General features: G+C 41.5%; 18 protein-coding genes and 1 tRNA gene. 2 read left to right on the forward strand and 17 right to left on the reverse strand.

Annotation, left to right across the window (positions count from 1 at the left end; translation table 11 throughout):
• The first annotated feature begins 65 nt into the window (after positions 1 to 65).
• Positions 66 to 1,190 carry a hypothetical protein gene (locus tag B9T24_RS04845; protein ID WP_086164749.1) on the forward strand — a complete coding sequence of 375 codons (1,125 nt, stop codon included), beginning with the start codon at positions 66 to 68 and terminating at the stop codon, positions 1,188 to 1,190.
• A 79-nt stretch (positions 1,191 to 1,269) separates the two neighbouring features.
• Here B9T24_RS04845 and htpG read toward each other — a convergent pair whose 3' ends face one another.
• From htpG to B9T24_RS04875, 6 genes are all read right to left on the reverse strand, one after another.
• Positions 1,270 to 3,189 (reverse strand): molecular chaperone HtpG, encoded by a 1,920-nt coding sequence (htpG, locus tag B9T24_RS04850; RefSeq protein WP_086164923.1) that lies wholly within the window; start codon positions 3,187 to 3,189, stop codon positions 1,270 to 1,272.
• 92 nt (positions 3,190 to 3,281) lie between these two features.
• The gene (locus B9T24_RS04855) at positions 3,282 to 3,626 is read right to left on the reverse strand and encodes a lysozyme inhibitor LprI family protein (protein WP_086164750.1); all 345 of its coding nucleotides are present in this window, start codon (positions 3,624 to 3,626) and stop codon (positions 3,282 to 3,284) included.
• A 167-nt stretch (positions 3,627 to 3,793) separates the two neighbouring features.
• On the reverse strand, positions 3,794 to 4,393 hold the full coding sequence (locus B9T24_RS04860) for an OmpW/AlkL family protein (RefSeq protein ID WP_086164751.1): 600 nt from the start codon (positions 4,391 to 4,393) through the stop codon (positions 3,794 to 3,796).
• Between the two features lie 307 nt (positions 4,394 to 4,700).
• Complete coding sequence (locus tag B9T24_RS04865; RefSeq protein WP_086164752.1) at positions 4,701 to 6,074, reverse strand: Na+/H+ antiporter family protein; 1,374 nt, start codon at positions 6,072 to 6,074, stop codon at positions 4,701 to 4,703.
• A gap of 112 nt (positions 6,075 to 6,186) precedes the next feature.
• A complete protein-coding gene (locus tag B9T24_RS04870; protein ID WP_086164753.1) occupies positions 6,187 to 7,065 on the reverse strand; it encodes an alpha/beta fold hydrolase in 879 nt (292 codons plus the stop codon).
• Between the two features lie 321 nt (positions 7,066 to 7,386).
• A complete protein-coding gene (locus B9T24_RS04875; protein WP_086164754.1) occupies positions 7,387 to 7,746 on the reverse strand; it encodes a DNA transfer protein p32 in 360 nt (119 codons plus the stop codon).
• Between the two features lie 250 nt (positions 7,747 to 7,996).
• On the opposite strand from B9T24_RS04875, the gene B9T24_RS04880 reads away from it, so the two are divergent.
• Positions 7,997 to 8,863 (forward strand): alpha/beta hydrolase, encoded by an 867-nt coding sequence (locus tag B9T24_RS04880; RefSeq protein ID WP_086164755.1) that lies wholly within the window; start codon positions 7,997 to 7,999, stop codon positions 8,861 to 8,863.
• Positions 8,864 to 9,029: 166 nt separating this feature from the next.
• On the opposite strand, the gene rpoC is transcribed toward B9T24_RS04880, so the two are convergent.
• The 11 genes from rpoC to fusA all read right to left on the reverse strand — a co-directional run bounded on the left by rpoC (position 9,030) and on the right by fusA (position 24,877).
• A complete protein-coding gene (gene rpoC, locus B9T24_RS04885; RefSeq protein ID WP_086164756.1) occupies positions 9,030 to 13,220 on the reverse strand; it encodes a DNA-directed RNA polymerase subunit beta' in 4,191 nt (1,396 codons plus the stop codon).
• A 142-nt stretch (positions 13,221 to 13,362) separates the two neighbouring features.
• Positions 13,363 to 17,451 carry a DNA-directed RNA polymerase subunit beta gene (gene rpoB / locus B9T24_RS04890; RefSeq protein ID WP_086164757.1) on the reverse strand — a complete coding sequence of 1,363 codons (4,089 nt, stop codon included), beginning with the start codon at positions 17,449 to 17,451 and terminating at the stop codon, positions 13,363 to 13,365.
• Between the two features lie 305 nt (positions 17,452 to 17,756).
• On the reverse strand, positions 17,757 to 18,122 hold the full coding sequence (rplL, locus tag B9T24_RS04900) for a 50S ribosomal protein L7/L12 (protein ID WP_086164759.1): 366 nt from the start codon (positions 18,120 to 18,122) through the stop codon (positions 17,757 to 17,759).
• A 42-nt stretch (positions 18,123 to 18,164) separates the two neighbouring features.
• Positions 18,165 to 18,698: a 50S ribosomal protein L10 gene (gene rplJ / locus B9T24_RS04905; protein ID WP_086164760.1), complete on the reverse strand. Its 534-nt coding sequence runs from the start codon at positions 18,696 to 18,698 to the stop codon at positions 18,165 to 18,167.
• 327 nt (positions 18,699 to 19,025) lie between these two features.
• Positions 19,026 to 19,721 carry a 50S ribosomal protein L1 gene (gene rplA / locus B9T24_RS04910; RefSeq protein WP_086164761.1) on the reverse strand — a complete coding sequence of 232 codons (696 nt, stop codon included), beginning with the start codon at positions 19,719 to 19,721 and terminating at the stop codon, positions 19,026 to 19,028.
• Between the two features lie 3 nt (positions 19,722 to 19,724).
• Entirely contained in the window at positions 19,725 to 20,153 is a 429-nt protein-coding gene (rplK, locus tag B9T24_RS04915) for a 50S ribosomal protein L11 (RefSeq protein WP_074944877.1), read from the reverse strand.
• A gap of 117 nt (positions 20,154 to 20,270) precedes the next feature.
• Complete coding sequence (nusG, locus tag B9T24_RS04920; protein WP_004650657.1) at positions 20,271 to 20,804, reverse strand: transcription termination/antitermination protein NusG; 534 nt, start codon at positions 20,802 to 20,804, stop codon at positions 20,271 to 20,273.
• A 7-nt stretch (positions 20,805 to 20,811) separates the two neighbouring features.
• The gene (gene secE, locus B9T24_RS04925) at positions 20,812 to 21,252 is read right to left on the reverse strand and encodes a preprotein translocase subunit SecE (RefSeq protein ID WP_086164762.1); all 441 of its coding nucleotides are present in this window, start codon (positions 21,250 to 21,252) and stop codon (positions 20,812 to 20,814) included.
• 74 nt (positions 21,253 to 21,326) lie between these two features.
• A tRNA-Trp gene (locus B9T24_RS04930) sits at positions 21,327 to 21,402 on the reverse strand.
• 53 nt (positions 21,403 to 21,455) lie between these two features.
• A complete protein-coding gene (tuf, locus tag B9T24_RS04935) occupies positions 21,456 to 22,646 on the reverse strand; it encodes an elongation factor Tu (protein ID WP_086164763.1) in 1,191 nt (396 codons plus the stop codon).
• A gap of 92 nt (positions 22,647 to 22,738) precedes the next feature.
• Entirely contained in the window at positions 22,739 to 24,877 is a 2,139-nt protein-coding gene (gene fusA / locus B9T24_RS04940) for an elongation factor G (protein ID WP_086164924.1), read from the reverse strand.
• Positions 24,878 to 24,957: the final 80 nt, after the last annotated feature.

Genomic DNA, 24,957 nt, shown 5'->3' on the forward strand with positions numbered 1-24,957 from the left:
ACGCTTGCTTTTTAGTCTCATTTTTTACAAGACTATTCAATTATCAAAAATAAAAGAGCAAGGATATGCCTCACATTAAAATAAATTTATCAAAACCACTTTTATTCATCTTCTTATCGGGGCTGGCGTATAGCTCGGCGTGGGCAACAGTCACAGAACCTGTAACGGAGCAAAAAAACTGGCCTTTGCCAGCAACGGATGAAAATTTCAATTTGCTGTATCAACTGCCCATTTGGATTGATGCAGCACCCACCTTTTTACCCCAGCAATCAGATGAACTTATGGTTCGCCCTATTCTCGAAACGGCAGATCGGACGTGGGTAGATCGTAAACAATTTCAAATTCGCAGCTGGGCGGATGATACTTCGCATAAAATTGACAATTGGTTTGGCGAGACAGATCCAGAAAAACCCGCCTCTGCAACATTACGCGTGATTGTGGATAACAGTTGGAATAAATACGATGGTTATGAAATTAAACCGCGTATTCGAGGCAGAATTAAACTACCCACTTTAGAGCGTCAACTCAGTTTAGTCTTCGGGGATGATTCCTTAGACAATGAACTCGACAATAATGTTGCCATTACCAATGAAAACCCAGGCAACAGCAGTGACAAAACCTTAGACCGACAACGTACTCGAGAAAATAACAGCTCTTTTGCCTTACGTTGGTCAGAGTTTTCTAAGCACCTGCCCTTCGAAACAGATTTAGATTTAGGTCTACGTTCAGGCAATGATATTTATCTACGTCTAAAAGCCTCTAAAGATTGGGCATTAGAAAATGATTTTAGTTTCCATGCTGAACAAATTTATCGTTATGGTATTGATAGTAAAAATTATTTAAGAACCAATCTCGAACTGACTCATGCGCGTCCAAATCAAGCATTCCTGTCGAATCAACTGAATCTCACTTATTCTGACAATCAAGATGATGATTTAACTTGGGATAATAGCCTGTTTAGACAACATCAATTTTTCCATGAAAATAGCTTTAGTTATGGTATTTACGCTGGTGGTTTTTTAAACAATAAAGATTTACGTTTAAATAGTTGGGGCCCCTTCATTTCTTGGCGCCAACCTTTATGGCGTGAATGGTTTTATGTACAAGGAAATTTAAACTATATGAATGATCATCGTGATGACCGTAGTCATTTCATTAGCACCTCGATCCGTTTGGAAGCCTTATTTTAATCGAGTGAGTGAACCACAATATTGATGAATAAAAAAACCTCCCGCAGGAGGTTTTTCATTTTGAGGATGAAAATCTCAGTTATTTCAACAATAGGCTGTTAATACGTTTGACATATGCAGCGGGATCATCAGGTAAACCACCTTCTGCAATCACTGCTTGATCGAAAATCACATGGGCTAAATCATCAAATTGGTTCGAGCTTTCCAGTTTTTTCACCAATGGATGTTCTGGGTTAATTTCCAGAGTCGGTTTACTTTCAGGAATTGCTTGACCCGCTTGTTTCAACATACGAACCAGCTGTGGAGAAAGCTCACCTTCACTGGTGACTAGACATGCAGGAGAATCCACCAAACGTGTCGTGACACGAACTTCTTTGGTTTTGGTTTTTAAAGCATCAGACAGTTTATCGACCACAGGCTTGAATTGTTCAGCCGCAGCTTCAAGTGCTTTTTTCTCTTCGGCATCCTGCAAATCACCTAAGTCAACGGCACCCTTAGATACATTCTGCATTGGCGTGCCATCGAATTCATTGACGAACTCCATCGCCCATTCATCGACACGATCCGCCATCAAGAGTACTTCAATGTCTTTTTTCTTGAACAGTTCAAGTTGTGGTGAGTTTTTCGCTGCATTTAAACTGTCTGCGGTCACATAATAAATGGCTTTTTGCCCTTCTTTCATACGTGCTTTGTAATCTGCCAATGACGTTGAAATATCATCATTGCTTGAGGTCGAGAAACGAAGAAGTTTTAAAATACGCTCACGATTGCCGAAATCTTCACCCAAACCTTCTTTCATCACTGAACCAAATTCAGCATAAAACTGTTTGAATTTCTCTTGGTCTTGTTCATCTTCCGACTTCGCCAAACCATCCAACATGGTCAAAATACGGCGCGTATTGCCTTCACGAATGGTTTTCACATCACGACTTTCTTGTAACAGTTCACGACTGACGTTGAGTGGCAGATCGGCACTATCCACCACGCCCTGTACAAAACGTAAATAATTCGGAATTAAATTGTCCGCTTCATCCATAATGAAGACACGTTTGACATATAGCTTAATGCCCGCTTTCGCTTCACGGGTGAACAGATTATGTGCTGCTTTGCTTGGCACATAAAGCAACTGGGTATATTCAGTACTGCCTTCCACGCGATTATGCGCCCATGCCAGTGGTGCTTCAAAGTCATGGCTTAAGTTCTTATAGAACTCAACGTACTGCTCATCAGTGATCTCATTTTTATTACGCGTCCAAAGGGCACTGGCTGAGTTAATCGCTTCCCACTCGTCAGTCTTGACCATCTGACCACCTTGAGGAGTTTCACCTTCGGCAACCGCTTCTTCCTGCCAAACTTCTTTTTGCATTTCAATCGGCAAGCTAATGTGGTCAGAATATTTATTGATAATCTGTTTCACTTTAGACGATTCTAAATAATCCAGCGCATCATCACGCAAATGCAAAATGATGTCTGTTCCACGTGAAGCCTTATTGATCTGCTCAACTTCGAAATCACCTGTACCCGTACTGATCCAACGTACAGCTTCGGCTGCATCTACACCCGCATGACGAGATTCAACGGTAATTTTTTCAGCAACAATAAAACCTGAATAAAAACCGACCCCAAATTGACCAATCAATTGCGCATCGGCTTTTTGATCACCCGACAATTTAGACATAAAGTCTTTGGTGCCCGATTTCGCAATCGTACCCAGATTATCAATTGCCTCTTGCGCCGTTAAACCAATGCCATTATCTGAAATGGTGATGGTTTTATTATCTTTATCTAAACTGACCCGCACATGTAGATCGGGGTCATTTTCATAATATTCAGGATGGTTGATGCCTTCAAAACGCAACTTATCACATGCATCTGAAGCATTTGAAATTAGTTCACGTAAGAAAATTTCAGGATTGGAATACAGTGAATGGGTCACTAAATGTAGAAGCTGGGCAACTTCAGCTTGGAAACTATGTTTTTTGGTACTTTGTTCGGTCATCATCATTCCTTAAATTCATTAAACACTTTTATCTAATGCTTAATGAATTGGAGTGACTGGAGCAATTTTCAATAGCACCCGATAAATTTTTCTTAAAAAGGACCGTGTTTGTAAACACGATCCATATACATATCCAATTTTTGCTGGCGCATCTTATACACTTCACTTAAACAACGACTAGAATCGCCACATTGGTCTCGTAACTGTAACCACTTCACTTGTTCATCCTGAATCATACCTCGTGTTCCCATAGGCACTAAGCGCTTAATAATATTATAGGTTGTGGCCATTTTTACATCGGCATCATTGACCACTCGATATTCACAGACTGCATGTTCCGTCTGTGTTCGTGCTTTGTCACAATTAAAACTTGCTGCGTAAGTCGCAACATTAAAAGCACTACATAAAAATAAAGCAGCCCATTTCCATATTTTCATTTTTTCTGCCTTTTTATTTGATTATCTTTCTACGGTTATTTTAGCAACAAGCCTGTCATTAAATAAAATAGTTTTGCTCAATTACAATAGTTTACTCCAATACTTTAGTGCAATTAAAAAACCCATCAAAAGATGGGTTTTTTAAGGGCCAACTCAAATTCTAATGTTTAGAATTTGTAGCTATAACCAAGGGTATAAATGATTGGGTCAATGTCTAAATCAAATGTAGCTACATTCTTAACTTCTACTTCTGGGCTGAGTTGTGCATAACGGATGTCTGCAAATATACCCCAGTTTTTCGCATCAGCAGGTTGGAAGTTAAAACCAATCTGACCTGCAAAACCGAAATCTTCTTTCACTTTCACTTCTTTGCCTGTCAATGGTCCCGCAGTCTCTTCATCCCAAGCAATGAAAGCAGTACCACCTATACCAATATACGGTGTAAAACCAGTTGAATTTTTAAAGTTATATTTCGCCGTAATGGTTGGTGGTAAATGTTTAATTTTTACTGCATTCGCACCATTAATTGCAACATCATGACTAATTGGCGCCGCTAACAATAGTTCAGCAGAGAAGTTATCGTTAAAGAAATACTCAACAGATGGGGTAAAAGCCAATTCACTATCCGCTTTCACAACACCAATACCATTTAAATTGGTATCACTCGTTGGTGCAATTGCAGAAGCACCAACTTTAACTTGCCAACCATCTGCCATCGCTGAAGCAGACAACCCCAATAACACAATAAAAGTAGCTTTTTTTAACATTTTAAATAACCCAAGGAAGAATAATAACAATAAATTCAAACATTAATTAATAATAAACATGAGTGTAATTAATATGCAATAGTTACGAATTAATAATAATTTTATTTATTTACAAGTTATTGATAATAATTGATATTTATTTTAATCAGACCAGCTTGGTTGGTTTTGACACCAACCAAGTTAATCATATTTTTATTATATTCCGAGTATAAAGCTTGGTTTTATTATAATAAGTTATTTAAATATTTATTTAAAATACATCTATTAACATTAGATGTAAATTAGAAAATTAAAATATTGGTTTCAGTTAAAGCACCATTGCTGCAATCCATCCAAATATCATTAATGGAATATTAAAATGAATAAATGTAGGGATTACACTGTCTTTCATATGATCATGTTGTCCATCCATATTTAAACCAGAAGTAGGGCCTAAAGTTGAATCTGAAGCGGGAGAACCAGCATCGCCTAGTGCTGCTGCTGTACCAATAATGGCAATCGTTGCCATAGGGCTAAAGCCAAATTGAATACAAAGTGGGACATAAATAATCGCTAAGATCGGCACAGTTGAAAAAGAAGACCCAATGCCTAAAGTAATCAGCAAACCAATGAGCAACATTAAGAAAGCAGCCAAAGCCTTACTATCGCCAATCCATTGAACTGAAGCCTCAACCAAAGCAGGCACTTGATTCGTGGCTTCAATCACAGCAGCAAAACCTTGTGCCGCAATCATAATGAAGCCAACCAATGCCATCATCCGCATGCCTGTAATAATAACGTCGTCCGCCTCTTTCCATTTAAAGATGCCAGCACAACTCAAAATTGCAACACCGACCAGCCCTGCTAAAATCATAGAGTCAGAATACAACTGAACCGTTAACGTTGCTAAAACAGCAAAGGCCGCCATAAACATGGTGAACTTCGCAATTTTAGGTACTGCATCATCGGCTTCAGCGGTGGTCATCTCACCCGTAATGCTATGCACTTTTTGTTCTACTTTAATCTCTTGGTAATCTCTTGGTTTACGATAGCTAATAAATAATGCAATCAACAAACCAACAAACATACCAGATACAGGAATCATCATGGCATGTGGAATTTGTTCATTGGTAATCACAAATCCATAAGGTTTACCAAAAGTATTAATATTCTGCGCTAAAATATCGTTGAGGAAGATCGCACCAAAACCTACTGGAATAAGCATATATGTTGCACATAAGCCAAAGGTCAATAGGCAGGCTACTGCACGTCGATCTAGGTTTAAATGATTAAATACCCCCAATAAAGGCGGAATCAAGACTGGAATAAATGCAATATGCACAGGAATTAAATTTTGAGAAGATACTGCGGCTAAAGCAATGGTCACAAAAATAATATACTTTACTTTATTTTGAGATTTGCTGTCGCTATCTGCTTTTAAAGTCCGAATCAGCTTATAAGCCAGTAAATCTGGTAAACCTGAACGGGCCAAAGCTAAAGCAAATGCACCCAGCACACCGTAGGCTAAAGCAATTTTAGCACCGCCACCCAAACCATTATTAAAAGCATCTAAAGTTCCCTGTAGACCCAAACCAGCCAATAATCCACCAGTCACAGCACCAATAATTAGTGCAAATACAACAGGCACACGGGCTAAAGAAAGCCCGAACATGACCACGATAGCAGCGATAATTGCAATCATAAGAAAAGGTTTTTGAAAAAAGAGGCATTTTATCAGAATTTAATCAAAATATTGCTCCTCAATCCCCTTGCTCACCAAGCTAAAGTATATTTTTCCACTAAGTTCACACGGCTTAATGGGCAGCAGTATGCTGCTGTGCAAAAGTTTTAATATAGTCTGCAATTTTTTCTGGCTGACTTAAAACTGCCCAATGATTGGCATCAATTTCAACACGCTGAAATTGTTCTGCCCATTTTGGCATTTCATCAATTAATTCAGGGCTAACAAAATGATCTCGTTGCAGCACGATCGCTTGTACTGGACACACGGCAAAACGCTGCCGAGGCTGCGTTAAACGCGGAATAAAATTAGCACGATATAAGCCGATCCCATGCTTCCCATCTAAGGTGATATTTGTATTTAAAGGCAAGTCTTTTTGACCTTCTAACTGCTCCAGTACTTTAGCCCACTTGTGAGGCGTAAAAAAATTCCAAACTGTCGGTGCAAGCAAAGGCAACTGAAAAACGGCAATATACCAAGATTTACTTAATTGCTTAAAAAATTTGCCTTTGTGCTGTTTAAATTGATTTCGCATTGCAAAAGCCGCGTGATCTAAACAAGGACCTGAAATCGTACTATAAGATAAAATTCGGGTCTTAAATTTCGCTTCGGTGACTGACTCCCAAGACTGAATCGAACCCCAATCATGTGCAGCCAAATGAAAAGGACGATCTTTTAATACTGCATTGACCACACTTTCTAAATCTAAAGATAACTGTTCTAAACGATAATCACGAATACGTGTTGGAATAGAGGACTGCCCTGCTCCACGTACATCATAGGTAAGAATATAAAAATCTTGCTTTAGTTGCTGAATAATCAGTTCCCATACCTCTTGATTATCAGGATAACCATGTACCAAGACTAAGGCTGGTTTGTTATCACTGCCCCATGTTTTCACATAAAGACGGTGTTGGTCTTGGGTATGCACCCATTGAGTCTGCGCTTCCATGTTCTTCCTTTCTTGTTATTGGCGATTTATTGCAGCATTTTGACAACAAAATCAAGACTGCCGTACAAATTTTGTTCTAGTATGGTCTGAAGCGAGAAAAAAACAATTGACCTAAATATGCCTTTTAACAAAACCACAGACAATTTCAGCCCGTTCTAAATCTTTTATTCACCCCAATGCTTCATATCACAGGGCAAATATTGCAGTCGATGAGATGAATTAGGAAACGATCATCTGCGCATAAGAATGCTTTTAACAAGCAAAAATCATAAAAAAAGTGCTTGATCAACAAGCACTTTTTACTTCATTTAAAATGTGTAATTAGCGTTTTTTCTGTTCAATGGCTGCTCCTGCACCACCACCAATGGCACCACCAATCGCAGCACCAGCATTTCCGCCAATGACACTTTTACCTACAGCAGAACCAATTGCACCACCGACACCACTATAGGTTGCATTACGGTTAGAACCACCTTGGGTTTTACTACCCACAGCAGCCCCAGCACCACCACCAATCGCTGCACCAGCACCACCACCGATGCTATTACCGACACCACCACCAATTGCACCACCTAAAGCAGCAGTACCAATACGCTGTTCATTGGCTGACATACTTTCACAGCCTGTAAACATAATTGTAGACAGCAGTACAGCAGAAATTAAACCGATTGTTTTTTTCATATCCACGACTCCTCTACTTTATAATTAAAGCCTAATCTTATTTTCTGTAGCAAATGATCAGATTATGTAATTACCATACGTGCATTCTTTTCATTTTGTAAGCTAATTTTAACGCAAACACTCAAAGATCAATACAACTTTAACTGTTGCACTGAAGCATCCGAAATCAGTTAAAGTATTCCAATTGATCCATGATCTGATAACAAAAAATTTTAAAGTGCTGTTTGCTTAAACAAGAAGGATAGTCAGGATGAAAAAACTGCTTTTGTCGATTTTTATATTACTGTGCTGCAATCCATCAGCCTATCCCAATAATTTTGATACGAATGTAACCAGCAAAACTCAATCTTTAAAAAATATTGCTTATGGGCCTCATCCTCAACAAGTGATGGATGTCTATTTGCCTGTCAAAGCTTTAACAGATAAAACGCCAGCACCGTTAATCGTGATGGTACATGGTGGGGCTTGGAGCAGAGGTGATAAAAATAATGCAGCCGTGGTCAAAAACAAAGTAGATTATTGGACAAAACAAAATTGGATTTTTATTTCTATCAACTATAGATTAGTTCCTGATGTGACAGTACAGCAGCAAACTCAAGATATTGCAGAAGCACTCATTTATATCCAGAAACAAGCGCCCAATTGGCATGCTGACTCAAAACGCTTGGTTCTCATGGGGCATTCATCAGGTGCACATATAGTCAGCCTACTCACAACTCGTCCCCTTTGGCTGACATCACAGCCCCAGCCTTGGCGCGCTACGGTTGCTTTAGACAGTGCTGCTTATCATGTCGAAAAAATTATGCAAACTCGACATGCACGTCTTTATGACCAAGCCTTTGGTGATCAGCCCTCAAACTGGCGGGCACTGTCTCCGACATCGCAACTACAGCAAGCGCTACCTGCATTTCTCGCGGTTTGTTCGACCACTCGTCCAGACCAACCTTGTACGCAGGCACAGCAATTTATTCAACAAGCACAGAAATTAGGGACTAAAGCCAAGTTATTGCCTCTCCCACTTTCACATTTCGAGATCAATAAGTCACTCGGGAAAGATAATTCCTATACTCAAGCGGTGAATCAATTTATACAAAGCAATTCATTTACGATTGAATAAGCCGAATGTGATTTTATTAAACATACAGATTATTTGCACAGCAATGAAGAGTCTATTTTTAAAACACTCATTCAATATTTCCTCAACTTCCAGAACAGGCTTTTCAAATGTAAGCACATAAAAAAAGACGCCCGAAGGCGCCTTTTTCACTCACTTAACTTAAGAATTAAAATTCTTGGTTAAATGCTTGGCTTAATGCTTGGTCTACATCAGAAAAGTCATTTACAAGTTCGTGTTCAGCAGCTTCTGCTTCTTGACGACGACGTTCTAAATGATACGCAAGACCTGTACCCGCTGGAATCAAACGACCCACAACCACGTTCTCTTTCAGACCGCGTAATTCATCTTCTTTACCTGTCACAGCCGCTTCAGTTAACACACGTGTGGTTTCCTGGAACGATGCAGCAGAGATGAACGAGTCAGTCGAAAGCGATGCTTTAGTAATACCCATCAATTGACGTTCATACTTCGCAGGGAACTTGTTCTGAGCAAGTACAGCTTGGTTTTCAGCAACCATGCGGATGTAATCCACTTGTTCGCCTTTAATGAAGCTGGTATCGCCACCATCGGTGATTTCAACTTTACGCAACATTTGACGTACGATGACTTCAATGTGCTTATCGTTGATTTTTACACCTTGCAAACGGTAAACGTCCTGAACTTCATTTACGATGTAGTTCGTTAACGCTACTTCGCCTTTCAGACGTAAGATGTCATGTGGGTTTTGTGGGCCGTCAGAAACGGTTTCACCACGGTTCACATGCTCACCTTCATAAACGTTCATGGTACGCCATTTCGGAATCAACTCTTCATAAATTTCAGAGCCGTCATCTGGTGTAATCACTAAACGGTTTTTACCTTTGGTCTCTTTACCGAAGCTTACAACACCTGAAATTTCAGCCAAGATTGCATGTTCTTTCGGTTTACGTGCTTCGAACAAGTCAGCTACACGCGGTAGACCACCGGTAATGTCACGCGTACGCGACGTTTCTTGTGGTACACGACCAATAACGTCACCCACACCAATTGTTTCGCCATCACGGACAGAAAGAATCGTATTTTGTGGCAAGAAGTAGAATTGTTCGCCACCATCAGTGGTATCCAATACGACCGCAGGACGCATATCTTTACCTGACGCAGGACGTGAAGTCACTGGTAAGATTTCAATCGTCGTCATACCTGTTGCATCATCAGTTTTCGATGTCACGGTTACGCCATCAGCAATTTGGCTGAAACGTACTTTACCAGCAACTTCAGTTACCAATGGATGTGTATGCGGATCCCAAGTTGCAACGATGCCGCCAGCTGCGACTGCTTCGCCATCTTTCAAGATGATCGACGCACCGTATGGGATTTTGTAGCGTTCGCGTTCACGACCTAAGTCATCCGCAATACCAATTTCACCTGAACGAGACGTTGATACCAAGTGACCTTTGGCATGTTGTACCGTTTTCACATTATGGAAACGTATAGTACCTTTGTTACGTACTTGAACACTGTTTGCAGCAGACGTTCGGCTTGCAGCACCACCCACGTGGAATGTACGCATGGTTAACTGGGTACCCGGTTCACCAATAGATTGTGCAGCCATAACACCTACAGACTCACCAGGATTTACCTGATGACCACGTGCAAGGTCACGACCATAACATTTCGCACATACACCGAAAGTCGATTCACAAGAAACCACTGAACGTACTTTAACTTCATCGACACCCGCTTCTTCAATGAAGGCAGCAAGTTTTTCGTCAATAAGTGTATTACGTGGAAGAATAACGTCGTCAGAACCAGCACGTTTCACATCTTCAGCAACTACACGACCTAGAACTCGTGCACCCAAGTTTTCGATGACATCGCCACCTTGAATGAATGGAGTCATCACCAGACCGCTTAAAGTACCGCAATCAGGTTCATTGATCACCAAATCCTGCGCAACGTCTACAAGACGACGCGTCAAGTAACCCGAGTTCGCAGTTTTAAGTGCTGTATCGGCCAAACCTTTACGTGCACCATGTGTTGAAATGAAGTACTGAAGTACGGTCAAACCTTCACGGAAGTTTGCTTTAATTGGGGTTTCAATGATCGAACCATCTGGTTTCGCCATCAAACCACGCATACCTGCAAGCTGACGAATCTGAGCTGCCGAACCACGGGCACCAGAGTCAGACATCATGTAGATACTATTGAATGATTTTTGCTTCTCATCTTCGCCCTGTTTGTTTTTAACAGTTGTGAAAGACAAGTTGTCCATCATCGCTTTAGCAACTTGGTCATTGGTACGCGCCCAAATATCGACCACTTTGTTATAACGTTCACCAGCAGTTACGAAACCTTGTTCAAACTGTTGTTCAATTTCACGAACTTCAGTTTCTGCTTTTTCAATAATCGTATATTTCGTTGGTGGAATAAGCATATCTTCCATACCAACAGATACACCTGAACGCGTCGCTTGACGGAAGCCCAAGTACATCAATTGATCCGCAAAGATCACTGTATCTTTAAGACCCAACTTACGGTAGCACGAGTTAATTAACTTCGAGATGTTCTTCTTATTCATCTCAAGGTTAATTTGCTGGAAGTCCATGCCTTTAGGAACAACTTCCCAAAGCAAACAACGACCTGGTGTCGTGTCTACAATAATCGTTTGATCTTCACGATTACCATCTTCATCAATTACAGTTTGATGTACACGTGCTTTTACGCGAGCGTGTAAGTTCACCTGACCTGTAGCAAGCGCACGGTTTACTTCATCAGTATCCGCAAACACCATGCCTTCACCTTTGGCATTGATTGCATCACGCGTGATGTAATACAAGCCCAAGACCACGTCCTGAGACGGTACAATGATTGGCTCACCGTTCGCTGGAGACAAGATGTTGTTGGTTGACATCATTAACGCACGAGCTTCTAACTGAGCTTCAAGTGTTAATGGTACGTGTACCGCCATTTGGTCACCGTCGAAGTCGGCGTTAAACGCAGCACATACGAGTGGGTGAAGACGGATCGCTTTACCTTCAATCAAGGTCGGTTCAAATGCTTGAAGACCCAAACGGTGAAGTGTTGGCGCACGGTTCAACATCACTGGATGTTGGCGAATCACATGAGCAAGAACGTCCCAAACTTCTGGCGTTTCGCGCTCAACCATTTTCTTCGCAGCTTTAATGGTGGTCGCTTGACCTGAAGCTTGTAGTTTCGCAAAAATAAATGGTTTGAATAATTCAAGTGCCATTTTCTTCGGAAGACCACATTGGTGCAAACGTAAAGTCGGACCTACAGTAATAACCGAACGACCTGAATAGTCGACACGTTTACCCAATAAGTTTTGACGGAAACGACCTTGCTTACCTTTGATCATATCGGCCAAAGATTTAAGCGGACGTTTGTTCGAACCTGTAATTGCGCGACCACGACGACCGTTATCTAGCAATGCATCGACAGACTCTTGCAACATACGTTTTTCGTTACGTACGATAATGTCTGGCGCTGAAAGGTCAAGAAGACGTTTTAAACGGTTGTTACGGTTAATCACACGACGGTAAAGATCATTCAGATCAGATGTCGCAAAACGACCACCTTCAAGCGGAACCAACGGACGAAGATCAGGTGGAAGTACTGGAAGTACAGTCAACACCATCCATTCTGGTTTGTTGTTCGACTCTTTGAATGCTTCCATCAACTTCAAACGTTTAGACGCTTTTTTAAGCTTCGTCTCAGACGTTGTTTGTGGAATTTCTTCACGAAGACGCGAAATTTCATTTTCAAGATCGATGTCTTTCAACAAATCTTGAATCGCTTCAGCACCCATTTTCGCGCTGAATTCATCACCGTGCTCTTCTAACGCTGTGAAGTATTCTTCATCGTTAAGAAGTTGGTATTTCTCCATCGGAGTCATACCCGGATCAGTGACAACGTATGATTCGAAATACAATACACGTTCGATATCACGTAAAGTCATGTCTAATAATAGACCAATACGAGATGGTAATGATTTTAAGAACCAAATGTGCGCCACTGGAGAAGCAAGATCAATATGACCCATGCGCTCACGACGAACTTTTGCAGTGGTTACTTCAACGCCACATTTTTCACAAATGACGCCTTTGTATTTCATACGCTTGTATTTACCACACAAGCATTCGTAATCTTTCACTGGACCAAAAATTTTGGCACAGAATAAACCATCACGTTCTGGTTTGAACGTACGATAGTTGATGGTTTCTGGCTTTTTAACTTCACCGTGAGACCATGACTTAATCATTTCTGGTGACGCAAGACCAATACGGATGCGATCAAACTCTACTGGAGCATGACCGTCTGAATCCGTCTTTTTGCGCATGATATCGAGCAAGTCTTTCAATTTTTTTCTCCGTGTGCCGAAAAGATTTTCACTTTCCGGCTGGGTCACAAATATTGTTTTTTAACTGAGAAATCTCCCCCTCTTCCCTTTTGAGGAAGCCCCTCTTTTTAAAGAGGGGTTTGGGGAGATTTAATGGAGAGTCTTAGTCACCATTTTTCAGTTCAATGTTGATACCTAAAGAACGGATCTCTTTGGTCAATACGTTGAACGATTCAGGCATGCCCGGATCCATATAATGGTTGCCATCTACGATGTTCTTGTAGATGCGAGTACGACCTTCAACATCATCCGACTTCACAGTAAGCATTTCTTGCAGGGTATAAGCTGCACCATATGCTTCAAGCGCCCAGACTTCCATCTCACCGAAACGCTGACCACCAAACTGAGCTTTACCACCCAATGGCTGTTGCGTCACAAGTGAATAAGAACCCGTAGAACGCGCATGCATCTTGTCATCAACCAAGTGATTCAGTTTCAACATGTACATGTAACCTACAGTTACTGGACGGTCAAAACGCTCACCTGTACGTCCATCATACAAGACGGTTTGACCTGTACGTGGAATGTCTGCAAGTTCTAATAATTCTTTAATTTGACCTTCATCTGCACCATCAAATACTGGTGTAGCTAAAGGAATACCTTTACGCAAGTTGCCTGAGAGAATCATTACTTCATCATCAGTTAAGCTATCAAGATCTTCTTGCTCGCCACCAACTTTGTTATAAATTTTGTCTAGGAATTCACGAATTTCAATCACTGTACGTTGCTGCTGAAGCATCTTGTCGATTTTATCGCCAAGACCTTTTGCTGCCATACCCAAGTGAGTTTCAAGAATCTGACCCACGTTCATACGCGATGGTACACCCAGTGGGTTCAACACGATATCAACAGGAACACCGTAAGCATCATGTGGCATGTCTTCAACTGGCAAGATGTTCGATACAACACCTTTGTTACCATGACGACCCGCCATTTTATCACCCGGTTGGATGCGACGCTTTACAGCCAAGTAAACTTTAACAACTTTCAATACACCCGTTGTTAGCTCATCGCCTGTAGAAAGTTTGCGTTTTTTCTCAGCAAATTTCTCATCAATTTCGATGCTCTTCTCTTTCAAGAACACTTGAATTTGAGTTAAGCGTTCCGCAATTGCTTCATCATTTGGCTGAATTTCAAGCAAATCAACAAGCTCTAAACCAGATAACATATCTTCAGAAAGCTTGTCACCACGTTTAGTGGTACCACCACCATTCGATTCTTGACCTTTCAACAAGCGTACAATACGTTCACGTGCTGCTTCTTCGAAGATTTTGTATTCTTCTTTCAAGTCTTTACGGTAAGCATCTAATTGTGCTTTTTCAATTGCTTGAGCACGTTCGTCTTTTTCAAGACCGTCACGTGTAAACACTTGAACATCAATCACAGTACCTTTAGTACCCGATGGAACACGTAAAGATGAATCTTTCACGTCAGCTGCTTTTTCACCGAAGATTGCACGAAGCAATTTTTCTTCAGGTGTTAATTGCGTTTCACCTTTAGGTGTTACTTTACCGACGAGGATATCGCCCGCAGTCACTTCAGCACCGATGTAAACAATACCTGATTCATCGAGTTTAGACAGCGCTGCTTCGCCCACGTTCGGGATATCGGCAGTAATTTCTTCAGCACCCAATTTCGTATCACGTGCAACACATGATAATTCTTGGATATGAATCGAAGTCAAACGGTCTTCTTGAAGCACACGCTCAGATAACAAGATCGAGTCTTCATAGTTATAACCATTCCACGTCATGAACGCGACGCGCATGTTTTGACCAAGTGCAAGCTCACCACCATCTGTTGATGGACCGTCAGCCAATACGTCGCCACAAGCAACTTTGTCGCCAAGTTTCACAACAACTGTTTGGTTAATACAAGTATTTTGGTTCGAACGCGTATATTTGATCAGGTTGTAGATATCTACACCTGCTTCGCCTGCGATCATCTCTTCTTCATTGACACGAATAACCACACGAGAGGCATCAACAAACTCAATACGACCGCCACGTTTTGCAATAACACATACACCTGAGTCACGCGCTACGTTTGCTTCCATACCTGTACCAACAAGCGGTTTGTCCGCAATCAGTGTAGGTACAGCCTGACGTTGCATGTTTGAACCCATCAATGCACGGTTGGCGTCATCGTGTTCAAGGAACGGAATCAGTGATGCTGCAACAGATACAACCTGTTGAGCAGAAACATCCATATGCGTCACTTTTTCAGGCGGCATACGAACGAAATCACCTTGATGACGTACTGAAACAAATTCTTCAGTCAACGTACCATCTTTATCTACACCAGAATCGGCCTGTGCAATCACAGTACCTACTTCTTCAATGGCAGATAAATACTCAATATCATCCGTTACACGACCATCTACAACGCGGCGATATGGTGTTTCCAAGAAACCGAAGTTGTTGGCTTTTGCATAAACTGAAAGCGAGTTGATCAAACCAATGTTTGGTCCCTCAGGCGTTTCAATTGGACATACACGACCGTAATGCGTTTGATGTACGTCACGTACTTCAAAGCCTGCACGTTCACGCGTCAAACCACCTGGCCCAAGCGCTGATACACGACGTTTGTGTGTAATTTCAGACAATGGATTATTTTGATCCATAAACTGAGACAATTGGCTTGAACCAAAGAATTCTTTGATGGCAGCAGCAACTGGTTTCGCATTGATCAAATCTTGTGGAGACAAGTTATCTGTTTCAGCTTGGCTTAAACGTTCTTTAACAGCACGTTCTACACGAACTAAACCAACACGGAATTGGTTTTCAGTCATCTCACCCACTGAACGTACGCGACGGTTACCCAAGTGATCGATATCGTCGACTTCACCTTTACCGTTACGAATTTCAACCAGTGTTTTTAATACGTCTGTAATATCACTGTTTGAAAGAATACCTTCAATTGCACGTGACTTCTGATCTGTACCTACATCATATGGACGACCCAAACGACGGTTGAACTTCATACGACCCACTGGAGAAAGGTCATAACGTTCAGACGAGAAGAACAAGTTATTGAATAAGTTTTCAGCCGCTTCTTTCGTTGGTGGCTCACCTGGGCGCATCACTTTGTAGATTTCTACCAGTGCTTCTTCACGACCTGAAGTCGTATCTGCACGTAAAGAATCTGCAACGAAAGAACCACGGTCGATGTCATTGGTAAATAGAATGTTAAATTGTTTAACACCACCTTCAGCCAACTTCACCATCACTTCATGGCTAAGTACAGTATTTGCAGCAATTACATCGCCATCACGTAAAGCAACATCCTCAGCAGTGATGCGCTCATACAAGTATTCATCAGGAACAGATAGCTTCGTTAAGCCAGATGCTTCCATTTGACGTACATGACGTGCATTAATACGTTTACCTTGTTCAACAATCACTTTGCCGTCAGCATCAGTAATATCGAATTGAGCCATTTCACCGCGCAGGCGTTCAGGCACAAGGTCAATTTGGTAGCTACCCATGTCAAGATACACAGGTACTTTTTCATAGAACATGTCTAGGACTTGTTCGTTGCTATAGCCTAATGCACGAAGGACGACGGTCGCGAGTAATTTACGACGACGGTCAATACGCACATAGACTAAATCTTTCGCATCAAATTCAAAGTCTAACCATGAACCACGGTAAGGAATAATACGTGCCGAATAAAGAACTTTACCACTAGAATGAGTTTTGCCTTTATCGTGGTCAAAGAATACACCTGGTGAACGATGTAATTGAGAAACAATTACACGCTCAGTACCATTGATGACAAAGGTACCATTTTCGGTCATGAGTGGCATTTCACCCATGTACACTTCTTGTTCACGTACGTCTTTAATCGATTTGGTTTCGCGATCTTTGATGATCAAACGAATTTTTACGCGCATTGGTGCTGCATAAGTTGAACCGCGTAAAATACATTCACGCACATCAAACTCAGGCTTACCAAGACTATACTCAACAAATTCTAAAGCAGCATTGCCAGAATAACTTTCAATAGGAAAAACTGAACGAAATGCGGCTTGGAGACCGATATCTTCGCGGTTTTTTGGAGTTTTGCCATCTTGTAGGAATGTTCTGTACGAGTCGACTTGAATCGAAAGCAAGTACGGAGCATCCATGACGCTAGGCAATTTACCAAAATTCTTACGGATCCGTTTCTTTTCGGTATATGAGTATGCCATCTGGAGTCCTCGGAAAGTAAACTAAGCCCGCCTGCAGAACGGGTCTAGAAGGAATTACACAGGCCGATATGGCCACCACTTTTTACAAATGCTGCAATTTTTAGTGGTATTAAAACGCTTAGCAATATTTTCAAATATGAAAAAATATTGGTAAATGTTTGATATTATTGATTTATTATAGTAATTGATGCTTTTTGCATCAACCAAACAAAAATCGAGCCGATAATTGTAACGCAAAAAGGCTGATGACCCAAGAGCCATCAGCCAAATTTCGGGGTCAATTTAAAATTAGACCCCTAGCTAAATTACTTAACAGTAATTGTAGCACCAGTAGTTTCAAGCTTAGCTTTAAGTGCATCAGCATCTTCTTTAGAAATACCTTCTTTAAGAATTTGTGGAGCACCTTCAACTAAATCTTTAGCTTCTTTCAAGCCAAGACCAGTAACTTCACGAACTGCTTTAATTACAGCTACTTTGTTCGCACCGAAAGAAGTCAACTCAACGTTGAATTCAGACTGTTCTTCAACAGCAGCAGCAGCAGGACCAGCCGCTACAGCTACAGCAGCAGCAGATACGTTGAATTTTTCTTCAAAAGCAGAAATAAGTTCAACAAGTTCAAGAACAGTTTTTTCAGCAACTGCGTTAAGGATTTCTTCGTTTGTTAAAGCCATGAGAGTAACTCCAAATGGGTATTGAGTGGTGTGAAAGTAGATTTAAGCTTCTGTAACTTCTGGAGCTTCTGTAACTTCTGGAGCTTCGTTTTTCTCTTGAAGCGCTGTAAGTAAGCGACCCAATTTCGAAATAGGAGCTTGAAGAACAGATGCGAGCATAGTAAGCGCTTTTTCTTGGTTCGGAAGATTCGCGATAACACTAATTTCTTCACCTTGATAAAGTTTGCCGTCAAATGCAGCAGCCTTTAATTCAAATGCTTTATTAGTTTTAGCGAATTCTTCGAACAAGCGTGCAGCTGCACCCATATCGTCTTCAGAAGTTGAGAATGCTAAGATTGTTGGGCCAACAAGGTTGTCATCCAAGATCGCGAATTGCGTATCTTGAAGAGCACGTTTAGCCAAAGTATTACGTACAACGCGTGTAGCAACACCTAGTTTACGAGCTTCAACACGAAGAGCAGTTAATTGCCCTACAGTTAAACCTTGGTAGTCAGCAACAACGGCAGCGAACGCTGTAGAAGCAATTTCAGCTACTTCAGCAACGATCTGTTTTTTGCTTTCAATAAGAAGAGCCATTGTAAAACCTCCTAACGGTGATTTATGTACTCAAACGAGTACACTCCCAATTCGTAAGTCAACAAGGATTTGACTTACACGCGGAGGAGGAATAAATCACACCACCGCGTCTACTCGGACTGGATTTTTAAGAAGTGAGACTCGAAAGACTCCCCTCGCCCGAGGTCTTTGACGCTGATAAACTTACATCTATCAATTCAAAGTTTGCCTAATGTGCAAAACACCACAAAACAACCAATATGTGATTTTTTTTGCGTAAAATTTTAAGCATTGCTTAAAATTTTATTCAGGGCTTTAAAATTCTGTTTTATCTAATTAAGTAAAAACTTAGTTAGAAACGTTTGATACATCAACAGTAAGACCAGGACCCATAGTAGAGCTCAAAGTGATCTTTTTGATGTAAATACCTTTAGAAGTCGCTGGCTTTAATTTTTTCAAATCAGCAACCAACTTTTCAAGGTTTTGACGGATCGCAGTAGCTTCAAAGCCAACTTGACCAATCGCAGCATGAATAATACCGCCTTTGTCTACACGGTAACGTGCTTGACCAGCTTTAGCGTTGCGAACAGCGCCAGCTACGTCAGGAGTTACTGTACCGACTTTAGGGTTTGGCATTAAGCCACGTGGACCAAGGATCGTACCTAACTTACCTACAACGCGCATTGCATCTGGAGCAGCAATAACAACATCAAAGTCAAGATTACCGGCTTGAATGCTTTCAGCAAGATCTTCAAAACCAACGATATCCGCGCCTTCAGCTTTAGCAGCTTCAGCAGCAGCACCTTGAGCAAACACAGCTACACGTACAGTTTTACCAGTACCTGCAGGAAGTGTAGTCGCGCCACGAACAACCTGATCAGATTTACGTGGATCAACACCTAGGTTTACTGAAACATCCAAAGATTCTTTGAATTTAACAGCAGGAAGGTCATTTAGAACTTGTACCGCTTCTTCCAAAGTGTAAACTTTGTTTGCTTCAATAGCAGCAGCGATGGCTTTTTGACGTTTCGTTAATTTAGCCATGTCTTATAACTCCACTTCCAAGCCCATAGAACGCGCAGAACCAGCAATGGTACGTACACGTGCGTCTAAATCAGCACCAGTTAAATCTGGTTCTTTAGTAGTCGCAATTTCTTCTAACTGAGCGCGAGTCAACTTACCAACTTTAGTTTTGTTAGGTACAGCTGAACCCTTCGTAATACCAGCAGCTTTCTTAAGAAGAATCGCAGCAGGAGGAGTTTTCATGATGAATGTGAACGACTTGTCGTTGTACACAGTGATCACTACAGGAATTGGAAGACCCGCTTCAACTTTTTGTGTCGCAGCATTGAATTCTTTACAGAATGCCATGATGTTAACACCACGTTGACCCAATGCAGGACCAATCGGTGGAGATGGATTCGCTTTACCAGCTGGAACTTGCAGCTTGATATAGCCGTCAATCTTCTTAGCCATTTCAAATTACCTCTGGGTACAAACGCCGCTAGGCTCCCCAACGCTATTCATGTAACAAAACCGTTACAACAACAATGCCCGATCCATAACAAATCGGGCGTTTTCAACCAACTTAAATTAGTTCGCTTTTTCGACTTGACGAAATTCGAGTTCAACTTGAGTTGGTCGATTAAATACATTAATGGTCAACGTTAAACGTGACTTCTCGTATTGAACTTCTTCCACCACGCCTTTGAAATCGGTGAATGGACCGTCAACAACAAGTAATTCTTCACCTGGTTCAAACATCGTCTTAGGACGAGGTGCTTCACCAGTATTACGTACACGCGCAAGAATCGCATCCGCTTCTTTTTGCGTAATCGGTGCAGGTTTTTCTGCAGTACCACCGATAAAACCAAGCACTTTTGGACATTCTTTTACGATATGCCAAGTATCATCATTCATTTCCATTTCGACCAATACATAGCCTGGAAAGAATTTACGCTCTGATTTACGCTTCTTACCATCCTTCATTTCTACGACTTCTTCAGTCGGAACGAGAACTTCACCAAAGCTATCGGCTACAGCGCTACGCTGGATTCGATCATTAAGTGAACGCATCACTTGTTTTTCATAACCTGAATAGGCATGAATAATGTACCAACGTTTCATAGCTCTCTTACCCGATAATAAACTTCATTAACCAGCCTAAAATGTAATCAAAGCTCCACAAAACCAGAGAAGCGATTACAACAACTGCAAGAACATGCCAAGATGTGGTCACTGTTTCTTGCTTAGTTGGCCAAGTCACACGACGTAACTCTATTCGAGCATCTTTCAATAAACGAACAAAGCCTTTGCCTTGATGGGTGGCGTATAATAAACCCAAAGCCGCTACGATACAAGCCAAAATCACACCAACGCGCACCCAAACATTATTCGCAGGTGCCCAATACGCAGGCAAATACTGACCCACCATGGTCGCACCAACCAATAAAATCAATGCGATAACCCATAGAACTATATCTACAGGGGAACCAGAATGAACAACTTCAGCAGGATTATTTCTTTGTGGAATTGGCGCTTCGCTTAATGCGTCACGCGATTTATCATTCGACATTTTTGTACTCGTCGTAGGCTTCGCGACTTATTATATGACAATTTAACCAGCATCAAGCTTTTTTTTAAAAATAATGGCAGGCCAGGAGGGACTCGAACCCCCAACATTCGGTTTTGGAGACCGACGCTCTACCAATTGAACTACTGACCTAGAGTACAAATCGGGAACTCAAGCTCCCGACCTGTAAATATTTACTTATCGTATTATGCAGTTACTTTCGCAACAACACCAGCACCAACTGTACGACCACCTTCACGAATCGCAAAACGTAGACCTGGGTCCATTGCGATTGGGTGAATAAGTTCTACTGACATTTCTACGTTGTCACCAGGCATAACCATTTCCACACCTTCTTGTAATTGGATTGCGCCAGTTACGTCAGTTGTACGGAAATAGAATTGTGGACGGTAACCATTAAGGAATGGTGTATGACGACCACCCTCTTCTTTAGAAAGTACGTATACTTCTGCGTCGAATTTAGTGTGCGGTTTGATTGTACCTGGTTTAGCAAGTACTTGACCACGTTGAACGTCTTCACGCTTAGTACCACGTAGAAGAACACCACAGTTCTCGCCAGCACGACCTTCGTCAAGCAATTTACGGAACATTTCTACGCCAGTTACAGTAGTAACTACTGTATCTTTAATACCAACGATTTCAACTGATTCGCCAACTTTAACGATACCAGATTCAACACGACCAGTAACTACAGTACCACGACCAGAGATAGAGAATACATCTTCGATTGGCATAAGGAATGCTTTATCGATTGCACGTTCTGGTTCAGGAATGTAAGAATCAAGCGCAGCAACCAATTCGATTACAGCAGATTCGCCATAAGGACCTTCGTTACCGTTTAATGCTTGAAGCGCTGAACCACGGATGATTGGAGTGTCATCACCTGGGAAGTCATAAGTAGAAAGAAGTTCACGAACTTCCATTTCTACCAATTCAAGTAATTCTTCGTCATCAACAAGGTCACACTTGTTAAGGAATACAAGAATGTACGGTACACCAACCTGACGAGACAAAAGGATGTGTTCACGAGTCTGTGGCATAGGACCATCAGTCGCAGCACATACAAGGATCGCGCCGTCCATTTGAGCAGCACCAGTGATCATGTTTTTAACATAATCGGCGTGACCTGGACAGTCTACGTGAGCGTAGTGACGAACTGGAGAATCGTATTCTACGTGTGAAGTATTAATGGTAATACCACGTGCTTTTTCTTCTGGTGCAGAGTCAATTGCTGCGTAGTCTTTAGCTTCACCGCCGTAGTTTTTTGCACAAATTGTTGCAATCGCAGCAGTTAAAGTTGTTTTACCATGGTCAACGTGACCAATTGTGCCCACGTTTACGTGTGGCTTATTACGTTCAAACTTAGCCTTAGCCATGAGATCTTCCTTTTTAAACTACTCATGGGGGTTAACCCATGAGCACTTGGTTTTTAACTATGAATTAGTTTGGGCTTATAGTAATCGAAAGATTACTCGTCGTCACCTTTTTTACCGCCAGATTGGAACTTAGAAATGATGCCTTCAGCCACGTTACGTGGAGTTTCAGCATATTTAGCAAATTCCATAGAGTAGGTCGCACGACCTTGAGACATAGAACGCATAGAAGTTGCGTAACCAAACATCTCAGCCAATGGAACTTCAGCTTTAATTGCTTTAGTACCACCAGGTAAGTCTTCCATACCCTGAACCATACCACGACGACGGTTTAAGTCACCCATGATATCGCCCATGTAGTCTTCTGGAGTTTCTACTTCAACTTTCATGATTGGTTCAAGAAGGATAGGATCCGCTTTCATGAAACCATCACGGAAGGCATAAGAACCTGCCATTTTGAACGACAATTCGTCAGAATCGACATCATGGTAAGAACCATCAAATAATGTCGCTTTGATACCCACAACAGGGTAACCAGCCAATACACCATTTTTCATGCGTTCTTGAATACCTTTATCAACCGCACCAAAGAATTCTTTAGGTACAGTACCACCGACAACTTCTTCAGCGAATACGTATTCTTTACCAGCTTCTTCGACATTCATAGGTTCTAAACGAACATATACATGACCGAATTTACCTTTACCACCTGTTTGACGTACGAATTTGCCTTCTTGCTCAACAGTCTTTTTGATTGTTTCGCGGTAAGCAACCATTGGTTTACCAATGTTTGCTTCAACACCAAATTCACGCTTCATACGGTCAACAAGGATGTCAAGGTGAAGCTCACCCATACCAGCAATAATCGTTTGACCAGATTCTTCGTCTGTGCGAACACGGAACGATGGATCTTCTTTAGCCAAACGACCTAAAGCGATAGACATTTTTTCTTGGTCAGCTTTTGTCTTAGGCTCTACAGCTAAAGAAATTACTGGCTCAGGGAATTCCATACGCTCTAAAGTAATGATGTTTTTCTCATCACATAGTGTATCACCAGTCGTAACGTCTTTAAGACCTACACATGCAGCGATATCACCAGCGCGGATTTCTTCAACGTCTTGACGATCGTTCGCGTGCATTTGCACGATACGGCCAATACGTTCACGTTTACCTTTAACTGGGTTATATACTGGGTCGCCTTGTTTAAGCACACCAGAATAAACACGTACGAAAGTTAAGTTACCTACGAACTTGTCATTCATGATTTTGAATGCAAGTGCAGAGAACGGAGCTTCGTCAGATGCTTCACGAATCGCTTTAGTTTCAGCTTTGTCGTCAAGAATACCTTCGATAGGCTTAACTTCTGTAGGTGATGGTAAGAATTCAATTACAGCATCCAACATACGTTGAACACCTTTGTTTTTGAACGCTGTACCACAAAGCATTGGCTGAATTTGGCAAGCCAAAGTTTGTGCACGAATACCCGCAATGATTTGTTCTTTCGACAAGTCACCATTGTTTAGGTATTCGTCCATCAATTCTTCATTAGCTTCAGCCGCAGCTTCAACCATGTTAGTGCGCCATTCTTCAGCAAGCTCTTGAAGTTCTGCAGGAATATCACCATATTCAAACTGCATACCTTGAGATGCTTCATCCCAAATGATTGCTTTCATTTCAACTAGGTCAACAACACCTGCGAATGTATCTTCAGCACCAATTGGAATTACTACAGGTACAGGGTGTGCACCTAGACGTGTCTTCATTTGTTCAACAACACGGAAGAAGTTTGCACCAGTACGGTCCATCTTGTTCACGAATGCTAAACGAGGCACTTTATATTTATTTGCTTGACGCCATACAGTTTCTGACTGTGGTTGTACACCACCTACAGCACAGTAAACCATGCATGCACCGTCAAGAACACGCATAGAACGCTCAACTTCGATTGTGAAGTCAACGTGTCCTGGTGTGTCAATTACGTTTACACGGTGTTCTGGGAATTGTTTACCCATACCAGACCAGAAACAAGTAGTAGCAGCTGAAGTGATTGTAATACCACGTTCTTGCTCTTGTTCCATCCAGTCCATTGTTGCTGCACCATCATGTACTTCACCAATTTTGTGAGATACACCTGTGTAGAACAAAATACGTTCAGTAGTCGTGGTTTTACCAGCGTCAATATGAGCTGAAATACCAATGTTACGGTAACGAGAAATTGGGGTTTGACGAGCCATGATTTCTTGCATTCCTAAATTTTGTTGTTTAAAACAGGACGCTTTAAGCTGCATAGCAACTTAAAGCGATTCGATGACAA

The sequence above is a fragment of the Acinetobacter sp. ANC 4654 genome (genome assembly GCF_002135425.1).
Classification (GTDB): domain Bacteria; phylum Pseudomonadota; class Gammaproteobacteria; order Pseudomonadales; family Moraxellaceae; genus Acinetobacter; species Acinetobacter kyonggiensis.

Coding starts and splice junctions, on each gene's coding strand:
- B9T24_RS04845 (WP_086164749.1), top strand. CDS start 66: ATGCCTCACATTAAAATAAATTTATCAAAACCACTTTTATTCATCTTC.
- htpG (WP_086164923.1), bottom strand. CDS start 3,189: ATGACCGAACAAAGTACCAAAAAACATAGTTTCCAAGCTGAAGTTGCC.
- B9T24_RS04855 (WP_086164750.1), bottom strand. CDS start 3,626: ATGAAAATATGGAAATGGGCTGCTTTATTTTTATGTAGTGCTTTTAAT.
- B9T24_RS04860 (WP_086164751.1), bottom strand. CDS start 4,393: ATGTTAAAAAAAGCTACTTTTATTGTGTTATTGGGGTTGTCTGCTTCA.
- B9T24_RS04865 (WP_086164752.1), bottom strand. CDS start 6,074: ATGATTGCAATTATCGCTGCTATCGTGGTCATGTTCGGGCTTTCTTTA.
- B9T24_RS04870 (WP_086164753.1), bottom strand. CDS start 7,065: ATGGAAGCGCAGACTCAATGGGTGCATACCCAAGACCAACACCGTCTT.
- B9T24_RS04875 (WP_086164754.1), bottom strand. CDS start 7,746: ATGAAAAAAACAATCGGTTTAATTTCTGCTGTACTGCTGTCTACAATT.
- B9T24_RS04880 (WP_086164755.1), top strand. CDS start 7,997: ATGAAAAAACTGCTTTTGTCGATTTTTATATTACTGTGCTGCAATCCA.
- rpoB (WP_086164757.1), bottom strand. CDS start 17,451: ATGGCATACTCATATACCGAAAAGAAACGGATCCGTAAGAATTTTGGT.
- rplL (WP_086164759.1), bottom strand. CDS start 18,122: ATGGCTTTAACAAACGAAGAAATCCTTAACGCAGTTGCTGAAAAAACT.
- rplJ (WP_086164760.1), bottom strand. CDS start 18,698: ATGGCTCTTCTTATTGAAAGCAAAAAACAGATCGTTGCTGAAGTAGCT.
- rplA (WP_086164761.1), bottom strand. CDS start 19,721: ATGGCTAAATTAACGAAACGTCAAAAAGCCATCGCTGCTGCTATTGAA.
- rplK (WP_074944877.1), bottom strand. CDS start 20,153: ATGGCTAAGAAGATTGACGGCTATATCAAGCTGCAAGTTCCAGCTGGT.
- nusG (WP_004650657.1), bottom strand. CDS start 20,804: ATGAAACGTTGGTACATTATTCATGCCTATTCAGGTTATGAAAAACAA.
- secE (WP_086164762.1), bottom strand. CDS start 21,252: ATGTCGAATGATAAATCGCGTGACGCATTAAGCGAAGCGCCAATTCCA.
- tuf (WP_086164763.1), bottom strand. CDS start 22,646: ATGGCTAAGGCTAAGTTTGAACGTAATAAGCCACACGTAAACGTGGGC.
- fusA (WP_086164924.1), bottom strand. CDS start 24,877: ATGGCTCGTCAAACCCCAATTTCTCGTTACCGTAACATTGGTATTTCA.